A 12,140-nucleotide genomic window follows, 5' to 3' on the forward strand; every position below is an offset into this window, starting at 1 on the left:
AACATTGCCATGACGATACAGGGTGCTTCACCTGATCTGTACAACGAGGATCTGGCTCCGGCCAAAGTTCGAAACTGGGGACCATTCTCGATCTTCAACGTCTGGACGTCGGACGTCCACAGCCTTTGGGGCTACTATCTTGCCGCCAGTCTGTTCCTGTTCTGCGGCGGCTTCGTCAATTTCATCATCGCCATAGGCATCGGCTCGCTGATCATCTACGCGCTGATGAACATGGTCGGCTATGCCGGCGTGAAGACGGGCGTGCCCTACCCCGTGCTTGCCCGCGCCTCTTTCGGCATCTGGGGCGCCAACATACCGGCGCTGGTGCGCGCCGTCGTCGCCTGCTTCTGGTACGGCGCGCAGACTGCCGCCGCCTCGGGCGCGATCGTGGCGCTGCTGATCCGCACGCAATGGTTCGCCGATTTCAACGCCAGCACGCACTTCCTCGGTCATACCGGCCTGGAGGTGATCTGCTTCGTGGTCATCTGGGGGCTGCAATTGCTGATCATCCAGAACGGCATGGAAACGGTCCGCCGCTTCCAGGATTGGGCCGGCCCCGCGGTGTGGGTGATGATGCTGATCCTGGCGATCTATCTCTGTGTCAAATCCGGGAGATTTGCCTTCACCAGCGACATCCCGATGGACGTGCTGCTGGACAAGACGAAGGATGCGGGCGTGCCCGGCACGCCTGGCTCCTGGACCTCGCTGTTTGCGGTGGCCGCGATCTGGGTCACCTATTTCTCGGCGCTCTATCTCAATTTCTGCGATTTCGCCCGTTACGCGCCTGACAAGGCATCGCTGCGCAAGGGCAACATCTGGGGCCTGCCGATCAACCTGATCCTGTTTTCTCTGGTGGCCGGCGTCACCACCATTGCCGCCTTTGACGTCTATGGCGAGGTGCTGCTGCATCCCGACCAGATCTCGGCGAAATTCGACAGCTGGTTCCTGGCGGCGCTTGCTGCCCTGACCTTTGCAGTTGCGACGCTTGGCATCAACGTGGTGGCGAACTTCGTCTCGCCGGCCTTCGACTTCTCCAATGTCTTTCCCAGGCAGATCGACTTCAAGAAGGGCGGCTATATCGCGGCCGTGATCGCCCTGCTGCTCTATCCCTTCGCGCCATGGGAAGGCAGTGCGGCTTCCTTCGTCAACATCATCGGCGCGACGATGGGGCCGATCTTCGGGGTGATGATGGTCGACTACTACCTGATCCGGAAGGGTGAGGTCGACGTCGAGGCGCTTTATCGCGAAGATGGCGAATTCCGCTTCCAGGGCGGCTGGCACGTCAACGCCTTCATCGCCGCCGGCATCGGCGCCATCTTCTCGTCGATCCTGCCCAACTTCACCAACTGGCTGCCGTCCTGGTGGGGTGTCTATGGCTGGTTCTTCGGCGTGGCGATCGCCGGCATCATCTACTACGTGCTGCGCACCGCCGCTTTGGGCGCCGGCGCCAGGACCGCGAAGGCCTGACAAGGTGAATTTTGGGGCGGCGAGAGCCGCCCCAAAACCTACCCGAGCATCTCGGCCAATCTGCGCACCGTGTTCCAGTTGCGCGACGTGCCCGTGCCCATGCGCTTGTGATTCATCGCCGCAAGCAGCCGCGAGCTTGGCCTCTCGCGCGAAAAGACGACCCAGATGTCGCCGCCGACCGAAGTCACTTTTTCATCCTCGCCGGCATAGGCCTGGAGCCCCGTCACGGCCTCCACGGGCGCAGGCTTGCGCATCACCCGTACGGCTACCTGATCGCCTGCTTTGGCCGAATCGGCCGGGAACGGATTGCCGGCGGCAAGCTTCAGCCAGTCCTCGGCACCACGCACGATGATGTCGACATGGCGGCCGAAGGTTTTTTCGAAGGCTGCCTCCAGCCGCTGTTCAAGGTCGGCAACATCAGTTGCCGGCGCCTCGAAGACCAGATTTCCGGTCGCCACCAGGGTGCGCGGGTTCTTCAGCCCGAGATCTTCCGCCATGGCCTTGAGATCGGCCATGACGACCCGGCGGCCCTCGCCCAGGATGATGCTGTAAAGCAGCGCGACATAGGTCTGCATGGCCGACCGGCCTACACCAGCCGGCTCTGCTCCACCGCTGCCTCGATGAAACTGGCGAACAGCGGATGCGGGTCGAGCGGTCGGCTTTTCAGTTCCGGATGATACTGCACGCCGATGAACCAGGGATGGTCGGGATACTCGACTGTTTCCGGCAGCACGCCGTCGGGCGACATGCCGGCGAACACCAGGCCGCAATCCTCAAGCCGCTCCTTGTAGTCGACATTGACCTCGTAGCGGTGGCGATGGCGCTCGGAAATCTGCGTGTCGCCATAGATTTCGGCGATCTTGGAACCCTTGGCGAGCTCGGCCTGATAGGCGCCGAGCCGCATCGTGCCGCCGAGATCGCCGGTTTCGCGGCGCTTCTCCAGCATGTTGCCTTTCAGCCATTCGGTCATCAGGCCGACGACCGGTTCCTCGGTCGGACCAAACTCGGTCGAAGACGCATGCTCGACGCCGGCCAGCGACCGCGCCGCCTCGATGCAGGCCATCTGCATGCCGAAGCAGATGCCGAAATACGGCACTTTTCGCTCACGCGCGAACTTCGCCGCCAGGATTTTGCCTTCCGAGCCGCGCTCCCCAAAGCCGCCGGGAACCAGGATGCCATGCACCTTTTCCAGCCACGGCGTCGGATCCTCCTTTTCGAAGATCTCCGATTCGATCCAGTCGAGCTTGACCTTGACGTGATTGGCCAGGCCGCCATGCGACAGCGCCTCGATCAGCGATTTGTAGGCGTCCTTGAGGCCGGTATATTTGCCGACAACGGCGATGGTCACCTCGCCTTCCGGATTGTGGATGCGGTTGGACACCGCCTGCCACGGCTCCATACGCGGCTTCGGCGCCGGATCGATGCCGAAGGCGGCCAGGACTTCCGAATCGAGCCCTTCCTTGTGATAGGCCATCGGCACGTCGTAGATATGCGGCACGTCGAGCGCCTGGATCACGGCACTTTCGCGCACATTGCAGAACAGCGACAGTTTTCTGCGCTCTTCCTTGGGGATAGCGCGGTCGGCGCGGACCAGCAGGATGTCGGGCGCGATGCCGATGCCGCGCAGTTCCTTGACCGAATGCTGAGTCGGCTTGGTCTTCAGCTCACCGGCCGTCGGGATATAGGGCATCAGCGTCAGATGCACGTAGACGGCATTGTTGCGCGGCAAGTCGTTGCCGAGCTGGCGTATAGCCTCCAGGAACGGCATCGCCTCGATGTCGCCGACCGTGCCGCCGATCTCGCACAGCACGAAATCATAGTCGTCATTGCCGTTGAGGACGAAATTCTTGATCTCGTCGGTGACGTGGGGGATGACCTGCACGGTGGCGCCGAGATAGTCGCCGCGCCGCTCGCGCTCGATGATGTTCTTGTAGATGCGGCCGGTGGTGATGTTGTCCTGCTGGTTGGCGGAGCGGCCTGTGAAGCGCTCGTAATGGCCAAGATCAAGATCGGTTTCCGCACCATCGTCGGTGACGAAAACCTCGCCATGCTGGTACGGCGACATCGTCCCCGGATCGACATTGAGATAGGGATCGAGTTTTTTGATGCGTGCGCGATAGCCTCGCGCCTGCAGGAGAGCCCCAAGGGCCGCTGCGGCAATGCCTTTTCCAAGTGAGGAAACCACGCCGCCTGTGATGAATACATATCGCGCCATGGGAGTCATCGCTTAACGCGGCCGGATTGATTCCGCCAGAGAAAAAACCACCGCGAAGGTTTTTTCCCAAGAAGGCGCTCGGATCGTGAACAGGGCAAAACAAAAGGGCCGGCTGAGCCGGCCCTTTCGGCAGGATGACGAAAACGTCAGATGATGACGACCTTGGTGCCAACCCTGACGCGGCTGTAGAGGTCCATGACGTGCTCGTTGATCATGCGGAAGCAGCCATTAGAGGCGCTGGTTCCGATCGACTGCGGCGCGATGGTGCCGTGGATGCGCAGATGCGTGTCCTTCTTGCCGTCATAGAGATAGATGGCGCGGGCGCCGAGCGGATTCTGGCCACCGCCAGGCATGCCGTCCTTATACTGGCCGTAATGCTTCGGCTCGCGCTTCTGCATGTCCAGCGTCGGGATCCAGCGCGGCCATTCCTGCTTGTCGCCGACCGCGACCGTGCCCTTGAACTGCAGGCCCTCGCGACCGACCGCAATGGCGTAGCGCCGCGCGGTGGAAGATGATTCGACGAGGTAAAGGCGCCGCGCGCTGGTGTCGATGACGATGGTGCCGGCATCGTAACCAGTGAATTCCACGTCCTGCGGCACGAATTCCGGCTTCACCTTGAACTGCTTCTTGGCCTCCCTCTTGGCGAGAGCCTGATCGAGAGCCCGCGTCTCGGGAAGATAGCTTATCGAGGAGCCGGACGACGTCCCGCCGAAAAGGCCGGCGAACAGGCCGCCGCCGCTCGGCTTCTTCTGGCCGATGACTTCGCTGCGCAGTTCGCCATTGTTGCCGGTCAGGGCGACGTTCATGGCCTCCGCCGGAAGCGGCTCGGCCGACTGGATCGGCGCTATCGGTTCGATAGGCTCGATGATCTTGGCAGCCTGCTTCCTGGCCGGCTTGGCATCGGCCACCTCGGTTGCCGGCGCGCTCTTGCCCTTCTTGGCAAGGAACGCCTGCCGTTCCGCGTCGGCCTTGGCCTTTGCCGCCTCGCGCATTGCCAGCTTCCTGGCTTCGAGCGCCTTGGCTTTGGCGGCTTCCTTGTCGGCAACGATCTTGGCCTCGATCTTCTTGATCTGGGCGAGGTCGTCGGGCGTCGGGTTTTTCTTCTTCTTGAGAAGCTTCAATTGCGACGCATCACTCTTGACGGCGACGTTGATGGCAGAAGTTGTTTCAGCCGAAGGCTGTGCGGCCATATTGGCCGGAACGCCTGCGAAAGCGGGGGAACTCACGCCGAGTGCGGCGCAAAGTCCCAGGAAAATGAAGCTGCGAAGCTGCATGGCGAAGATCCGATCGTTCTATGCTTGTTGCCACGGCGTCGCCCAGCGCCCCCCAAGGGCGCCGGAAATGCCGCGTGCAATCTATAGTCGAATAAGCGCGGCCGCCTCAAGCGTGGGGCCATGCCTCACCCCGTCGAATCTTCGTGATCTCGCTGCATTTGCCGCGACTGTGTTCAAACGACCACAGATCGCGGTTCAGGCACCGAGGACTACTGGTTTGGAACCTGCGGGGTCGCCGGTGCGGCGGGAGCCGTGCCGTTGGTCGCCGGCGGCGTCGAGCCGGCGGCAGGCGCAGTGGCCGGGGCAGTCGCAGGAGCCGAAGCATCGTTGCCGGAAGGCGGCGTCGGCGTGGTGGTGCCCGCGGGCGCCGGAGTTGTGGTTCCAGGCAACTGGTTGAGCACGCCTTTGCCGGCGCCGTCCGAGGTCGCCGGCACGCGGTCCAGGATATCGATCGGCTTTTCGCCGTAGCGGGCGACGATCGACAGGGTCAAGGAGGTGGCGAAGAAGGCAGCCGCCAGGATCGCCGTCGCACGCGTCAGCGCATTGGCCGCACCACGCGCGGTCATGAAGCCGGACCCGCCACCGATGCCGAGGCCACCGCCTTCGGAACGCTGCAGCAGCACCACGCCGACAAGGGCGAGCACGACCATGAGATGGATGACGATCAGTACGGTTTCCATAGTTTATCCTGGCAAGGCCTTGCCCGGCCGCGGACACGACCGGTGAATTGGAGGCGGCTCAATACAATGCTTTGACGGCATTTCCAAGCCCGTGGCCGGAATATGGGAAGCAACCCGTCCTTTGCAACGATTTCGTGCACCGGAAGCCCTGTCCGGCGGGGAAATGTCTTCAAGCAATATTGCGATAGGCCTCGGCGATGCCGAGAAAGTCCGCCGCTTTCAGGCTGGCGCCGCCAACCAGCGCGCCGTCGACATTCCTGACGCCGAGCAGTTCGACCGCGTTGGAGGGCTTGACCGAGCCGCCATAGAGAATGCGCACCTTCGCCGCGACGCCGCCGAGCTTTTCCGACAGCTTTTCGCGGATATGTGCGTGTGCCGCAGCGACGTCGGCCGCCGTCGGCGTCAGGCCGGTGCCGATCGCCCATACCGGCTCATAGGCAATGATGGTGTTGGACGGGGTGGCGCTTGGCGGGACCGAGCCCTCGACCTGCCGCGACAGCACGTCCAGCATGGCGCCCGCTTCACGCTGCTCATGCGTTTCGCCGACGCAAATGATGGCAACAAGCCCGGCACGCCATGCGGCGGATGCCTTGGCCTGGACAGTGGCGTCATCCTCGCCGCGTTGCTCGCGGCATTCGGAATGGCCGACGATGACATGGCTCGCACCGGCATCCCTGAGCATTTCCGCCGAGATGCAGCCGGTGTAGGCTCCGCTCTCCTTGGTGTGGCAATCTTCGCCGCCGGCATGCACCGGCGTGTGCGACAGGATCTCGGCGGCGTGGGCAAGTAGGGTTGCGGGAACGCAAACCAGCGCTTCGGTCTCCGCGTCAAGCCCACTCATGAAGCCGTTGCCGATCATCCTGAGCTCGTTGAGGGAGGCGCTGGTGCCGTTCATTTTCCAGTTGCCGGCGACGAGCGGGCGAATTCCTGGCGTCATGGGTTTGCTTCTCCGGATGATATCGGGGCTCTGGCCCTCACTACCAAAATCAGGCCACAAAGCAATCGACAGTGGGCCGGAAGGGCGCTATTGCGCTTGTTTCAGACTCGGCGCATGCGAAAATGCGCATAAATCGGAAGTAAAAATGCTTGGTATATTGAGAAGCGCGGCAGGCACCTGGGTCGCGAAGGGGCTGTTGGTGCTGCTGGTGCTCAGCTTTTTGGTCTGGGGCGTTTCCGGACGGCTGATGGGCGGTTTGGCCGGCCATGATTCGGTGATAACCGCTGGCGGCACCAAAGTGTCGATCAACGAATACCGTCTCGCCTATGATCGCCAGCTCGCCGTCATGTCGCAGCAGTTCGGCCAACGTCTCAGCCACGAACAGGCAAAGGCGCTCGGTGTCGATAACCAGGTGCTGGCGCAGCTCGTCTCGGGTGCCGTTCTCGATGAACAGGCCCGCAAGCTGGGCCTCGGACTTTCCAAGGACCGGCTGGCCGAGCTGACACGCGAAGACCCGGCCTTCAAAGGCCCGGGCGGCCAGTTCGATCGCAGAACGTTCGAATATATGCTGCAGCAGATTGGCATGCGACCCGAGGACTATTTGAAGAACCGTGCTCAGGTGGCGGTGCGCCAGCAGATTGTCGAGGCGGTCTCGGACGGCCTCAAGGCTCCGGACACTTTCTTCAAGGCAGTTGCGCTCTATCGCGGCGAAGACCGCACCATCGACTATTTGACGCTGCCCAAGGCACTGGTGGAGCCGATAGCGGCGCCATCCGATAGCGTGCTTTCGGCCTATTTCGAAGCCAACAAGAAGACATATGCGGCACCCGAATACCGCAAATTCTCCTATGTCCGCCTCGAGCCGGTCGACATCATGGATCCGACCGCCGTCACCGACCAACAGGTCAGCGACGACTACAACAAGAACAAGGCGCGTTACACCACGCCGGAATTGCGCACCATCGAGCAGCTCGTGTTCAAGACGCCGGATGCGGCCAAGGCCGCGCTCGATTCGCTCAAGGCAGGCGCCACTTTCGACAAGCTGGTCACGGCGGAAGGCAAGACCCCGGCCGACACGTTGCTCGGCACGCTTGCCAAGGACAAGATCGCCGACAAGGCGGTCGCCGACGCCGCCTTCGCGCTTAACGCCAATGAAGTCAGCCAGGTCGTGCAGGGCGCCTTCGGTCCGGTGCTGCTGCGTGTCACCGAGATCAAGCCCGAAGTGGTGAAGCCGCTGGCCGAGGTGTCCGACCAGATCCGCAAGGATCTGGCGCTGGGCGAGGCAAGCCGCATCCTTCTGGACGTGCGCGACAATTACGATGACACCCGCGCCGCCGGCAGTTCGCTGGCCGACGCCGCGGCCAAGCTGAAGCTGAAGGTCGTCACCATCGATGCCATCGATCGCAGTGGACTGCGGCCAGATGCAAGCATCGTCAAGGACCTGCCGCAATCGCCGGAGCTGATCAAAGCCGTCTTCGACGCCGAACCCAACACGGAAAACGATGCCTTGACCACAGCCGACAACGGCTTCGTCTTCTATGAGGTGGCGTCCATCACGCCGGCTCGCGACCGCACGCTGGATGAGGTTCGTCAGAAAGTCGTGGCCGACTGGACGGCGGCGGAAACAAGCAAGCGGCTCGCCGCCAAGGCTGACGAGCTGGAAAAGCGGCTCAAGGCCGGCGCAACGCTCGATGTCATTGCCAGCGAACTGAAGCTGGAAAAGCAGACCAAGCGCGGTGTCAAGCGCGAGGCTGACGACGTCGATTTCGGCAAGGAAGGTGCCGCAGCGATGTTCGGAGTCGGCGAAGGCGGTACCGGCCTGATCCCCTCGCCTACCGGCGACGGGCAGATCCTGTACAAGGTCGCCGAAGTGTTCGAGCCCGCCGGGGCCGATGCCAGCTCGGTGCCGGATGACGCACAGAAATCCTTCACCTCCGGCATGTCGGACGACCTGCTCGACCAATTGGTGGCGCAGTTGCAGACGCAGTACGACGTTCGCGTCGACCAGGCCGCCGTCGCCCAAGCCTCGACAAGATGAGCGCGCTGAAAACCCATATCGCCAAGATCGCGACCGGTAGCGCGCTTTCCTTCGAGGAAGCGCGCGAGGCCTTCGACATCATCATGTCGGGTGATGCGACCCCCGGCCAGATCGGCGGTTTCCTGATGGCGCTGCGCGTGCGCGGCGAGACGGTGAGCGAGATTTCCGGCGCCGTCGCCACCATGCGGGCCAAGATGCTGCAAGTCGACGCGCCGGACGGCGCCATCGATATCGTCGGCACCGGCGGGGACAATTCCCACAGCGTCAATATTTCCACGGGATCGGCCTTTGTCATCGCCGGCAGTGGTGTGCCGGTTGCCAAGCACGGCAATCGTGGCCTGTCCTCGCTGACAGGAGCCGCCGACGTGCTGGTTGCGCTCGGCGTCAAGATCGACATCTCGCCCGAATTCATCGGCCGCTGCATCCACGAGGCTGGCATTGGTTTCATGTTCGCGCCCGCGCACCATCCAGCGATGAAACATGTTGGTCCGACCCGCGTCGAACTCGGCACCCGCACCATCTTCAACCTGCTCGGGCCGCTCTCCAATCCAGCTGGCGTCAAGCGGCAGCTGGTCGGTGTGTTCCTGCCGGAATGGATCCTGCCGGTTGCCGAGACGCTGAAGGCACTGGGTGCAGAGCATGCCTGGGTTGCTCATGGCGACGGCTATGACGAGATCACCACCACCGGCGAGACGCAGGTCGCCGAACTGATCGGCGGCGAGATCCGCAGCTTCACCCTGACGCCTGAAGCGGTCGGGTTGCCGCGCCACAGCAGGGACGAACTGCGTGGCGGCGATGCGGACTACAATGCCAAAGCCTTGCGCGATATGTTGGGCGGCGCTGCCGGCGCCTATCGCGACACCGTGCTGATGAATGCCGGCGCCGGCCTGGTGGTGGCGGGCAAGGCGACGACGCTTGCCGACGGCATCGCGCTCGCCGCGCAAGCCATCGACAGCGGCCGGGCCCTGCAAGTGCTCGACAGGCTGGTCGAGATTTCGAACGGGTAAAACGTGTCTGACATTCTTCGCAAGATCGAGGCCTACAAGCGCGACGAGATCGCGGCGGCAAAGGCACGTGTGCCGCTGGCCGAAATCAAGGCGCGAGCCAAGGACGCGGACGCACCGCGCGGCTTTCTTGCCGCGCTCGAAGCGAAGCGCAAATCCGGCGCCTTTGCGCTGATCGCCGAGATCAAGAAGGCAAGCCCGTCCAAGGGGCTGATCCGCGCCGATTTCGATCCGCCGGCGCTGGCGCAGGCCTATGCCGAGGGTGGTGCTGCCTGTCTTTCGGTGCTGACCGACGCACCGTCCTTCCAGGGCGCGCCGGAATTTCTCACCCGGGCGCGAGCCGCCGTCGCACTGCCGGCGCTGCGCAAGGATTTCCTGTTCGATCCCTATCAGGTCTACGAAGGCCGCGCCTGGGGCGCGGATGCCATCCTGATCATCATGGCCAGCGTCGACGACGCCCTGGCGAGCGAGCTTGAGGCAACGGCATTCGAACTCGGCATGGATGCGCTGATCGAGGTGCATGATGAGGCCGAGACGCTGCGCGCGCTAAAACTGTCGTCGCGGCTGATCGGCATCAACAACCGCAATCTGCGCACATTCGAGACCAGCCTTAAAACGTCGGAGCGGCTGGCACCCATGGTGCCGGGCGGCCGCCTGCTGGTCAGCGAAAGCGGTATTTTCACCCATGACGACTGCCTCAGGCTGCAAAAGAGCGACATCGGCACTTTTCTTGTCGGCGAGAGCCTGATGCGGCAACAGGACGTCACCACCGCGACGCGCCTGCTTCTGACAGGCAAGGCTTTGGCCGAGGCTATCTGACGATGGTATCAGGCCTGACCCATCTCGGCGCGCAGGGCGAGGCCAACATGGTCGATGTCGGCGACAAGGAAGAAACAACGCGCACGGCGATCGCCGAAGGCTTTGTCGCGATGCAGCCCGAGACGCTGAAGATGATCCTCGCCGGCAACGCCAAGAAGGGTGACGTGCTCGGCACCGCGCGCATTGCCGGCATCATGGCGGCGAAGAAGACGCATGAGCTGATCCCGCTCTGCCATCCGCTGCTGCTGACCAAGGTTTCCGTCGACATCGAGCCGGACCACGCTTTACCTGGCCTGAAGGTCACCGCACTAGCCCGCGTCACCGGCAAGACGGGCGTCGAGATGGAAGCGCTGACGGCCGCTTCGGTAGCCTGCCTGACCATCTACGACATGGCCAAAGCAGTAGACCGCGCCATGGTCATCACCGGCATCTGCCTGGTCGAAAAGACCGGTGGCAAGTCGGGTGACTACAAGGCGAGCTCCTGATGGCGCTGGTTCCTATCGCGGAGGCGCTTGAGCGCCTGCTCGATGGTGCGGCACCTCTAGCCGGCGAAAGCGTTCCTCTGTTCGAGGCGGTGGATCGTGTTCTGGCGGAACCGGTCGTGGCACTCCGTACCCAGCCACCTTTCAACGCTTCCGCCATGGATGGCTATGCCGCTCGAGCCGCCGACGTGGCGTCGGTACCATCGAAACTATCGGTAATCGGCATGGCGCCTGCCGGGCGCGGCTTTGACGGCACGGTCGGCCAGCGACAAGCGGTGCGTATCTTCACCGGCGCTCCGCTGCCCGAAGGCGCCGACACCATCGTCATCCAGGAGAATGTCCACGACCTCGGCGGCGGCGAAATCGAAGTGACCGAGCCGACGGCGCAATGGCGCAATATCCGCCGCATCGGGCTCGATTTTTCAACAGGCGATGTGCTGCTCGAAAGAGGCCGTTTGCTCGACCCGGCGGCACTGTCGCTGGCAGCATCGGCCAACCATCCCCAGGTCAAGGTGGTAAGACGACCGCTGGTCGCCATCATCGCCACCGGCGATGAATTGCTGCCGCCGGGCAGTGATCTCGGCCCGGATCAGATCATCTCGTCCAATGCCTATGGCGTCGCTGCCGCCGCACACTCGGTCGGCGCCCGCGCGCTCGATCTCGGCATTGCCGCCGATCGCAAGGAGGCCATCGCCGAACTGGTGCAAAAAGCGGTCGCGGCCGGTGCGGATGTCATCGTGACGCTTGGTGGCGCCTCGGTCGGCGATCACGACCTGATCCACGATGTGCTGACCGGCGAAGGCATGACGCTCGGCTTCTGGAAGATCGCCATGCGCCCCGGCAAGCCGCTGATGTTCGGCCGCCTCGGCGATATCAGGTGCATCGGCCTGCCCGGCAACCCGGTGGCAAGCCTGGTCTGCTCGCAACTGTTCATGAAGCCGCTGCTGGCGCGGCTCGGTGGCCGCAACCATCGCCAGGACATTCGCCCAGCGCGACTGGGTACCGCAATGCCGGCCAATGATTTGCGCCAGGACTATGTTCGAGCCGTGGTCAGGGAAGATGACGGCGCGCTGGTGGCGACGCCGTTCGGCATTCAGGATTCCTCGATGCTGAGAATGCTGGCCGACGCCAACGGGCTGATCGTGCGGGCGCCGTTTGCCCCTGCAGCAGCCGCGGGCGAGGCTTGCAGCGTTTTGATGCTGCGCTGAGGAATTCCAGGCAAGC

At 63.2% G+C, this 12,140-nt stretch carries 11 protein-coding genes; 6 read left to right on the plus strand and 5 right to left on the minus strand.

The features are described 5' to 3' along the window. Positions 1–9: 9 nt before the first annotated feature. Positions 10–1,467: an NCS1 family nucleobase:cation symporter-1 gene (locus RPF88_RS08920; RefSeq protein ID WP_024503329.1), complete on the plus strand. Its 1,458-nt coding sequence runs from the start codon at positions 10–12 to the stop codon at positions 1,465–1,467. 38 nt (positions 1,468–1,505) lie between these two features. Here the strand turns inward: RPF88_RS08920 and RPF88_RS08925 are convergent, their stop codons facing one another. The 5 genes from RPF88_RS08925 to tpiA form a co-directional block, all read right to left on the minus strand. Continuing rightward, entirely contained in the window at positions 1,506–2,042 is a 537-nt protein-coding gene (locus tag RPF88_RS08925) for a DUF1697 domain-containing protein (protein WP_337122201.1), read from the minus strand. A gap of 11 nt (positions 2,043–2,053) precedes the next feature. Next, positions 2,054–3,691, minus strand: coding sequence for a CTP synthase (locus tag RPF88_RS08930; protein ID WP_013531733.1), 1,638 nt, complete (start codon positions 3,689–3,691; stop codon positions 2,054–2,056). Between the two features lie 137 nt (positions 3,692–3,828). Further along, a complete protein-coding gene (locus tag RPF88_RS08935) occupies positions 3,829–4,956 on the minus strand; it encodes a L,D-transpeptidase (protein WP_337122202.1) in 1,128 nt (375 codons plus the stop codon). A gap of 209 nt (positions 4,957–5,165) precedes the next feature. Continuing rightward, on the minus strand, positions 5,166–5,636 hold the full coding sequence (gene secG / locus RPF88_RS08940) for a preprotein translocase subunit SecG (RefSeq protein ID WP_013531735.1): 471 nt from the start codon (positions 5,634–5,636) through the stop codon (positions 5,166–5,168). A 169-nt stretch (positions 5,637–5,805) separates the two neighbouring features. Next, positions 5,806–6,573: a triose-phosphate isomerase gene (gene tpiA / locus RPF88_RS08945; protein ID WP_337122203.1), complete on the minus strand. Its 768-nt coding sequence runs from the start codon at positions 6,571–6,573 to the stop codon at positions 5,806–5,808. 145 nt (positions 6,574–6,718) lie between these two features. Here tpiA and RPF88_RS08950 point away from each other — a divergent pair, with 145 nt between their 5' ends. The 5 genes from RPF88_RS08950 to RPF88_RS08970 are packed head-to-tail and all read left to right on the plus strand — an operon-like array spanning position 6,719 to position 12,124. Then, the gene (locus tag RPF88_RS08950) at positions 6,719–8,611 is read left to right on the plus strand and encodes a SurA N-terminal domain-containing protein (RefSeq protein ID WP_013531737.1); all 1,893 of its coding nucleotides are present in this window, start codon (positions 6,719–6,721) and stop codon (positions 8,609–8,611) included. Next, positions 8,608–9,618: an anthranilate phosphoribosyltransferase gene (gene trpD / locus RPF88_RS08955; protein WP_024503335.1), complete on the plus strand. Its 1,011-nt coding sequence runs from the start codon at positions 8,608–8,610 to the stop codon at positions 9,616–9,618. The genes RPF88_RS08950 and trpD overlap by 4 nt, the downstream gene beginning before the upstream one ends. A gap of 3 nt (positions 9,619–9,621) precedes the next feature. Next, the gene (gene trpC, locus RPF88_RS08960; RefSeq protein WP_337122204.1) at positions 9,622–10,434 is read left to right on the plus strand and encodes an indole-3-glycerol phosphate synthase TrpC; all 813 of its coding nucleotides are present in this window, start codon (positions 9,622–9,624) and stop codon (positions 10,432–10,434) included. Positions 10,435–10,436: 2 nt separating this feature from the next. Next, a complete protein-coding gene (gene moaC / locus RPF88_RS08965) occupies positions 10,437–10,919 on the plus strand; it encodes a cyclic pyranopterin monophosphate synthase MoaC (RefSeq protein WP_064995870.1) in 483 nt (160 codons plus the stop codon). Beyond that, positions 10,919–12,124 carry a molybdopterin molybdotransferase MoeA gene (locus RPF88_RS08970; protein WP_337122205.1) on the plus strand — a complete coding sequence of 402 codons (1,206 nt, stop codon included), beginning with the start codon at positions 10,919–10,921 and terminating at the stop codon, positions 12,122–12,124. Before moaC ends, RPF88_RS08970 begins: the two co-directional genes overlap by 1 nt. Positions 12,125–12,140 lie beyond the last annotated feature (16 nt).

This window comes from Mesorhizobium sp. ISC11 (assembly GCF_037162595.1).
GTDB classification, from domain to species: domain Bacteria; phylum Pseudomonadota; class Alphaproteobacteria; order Rhizobiales; family Rhizobiaceae; genus Mesorhizobium; species Mesorhizobium ciceri.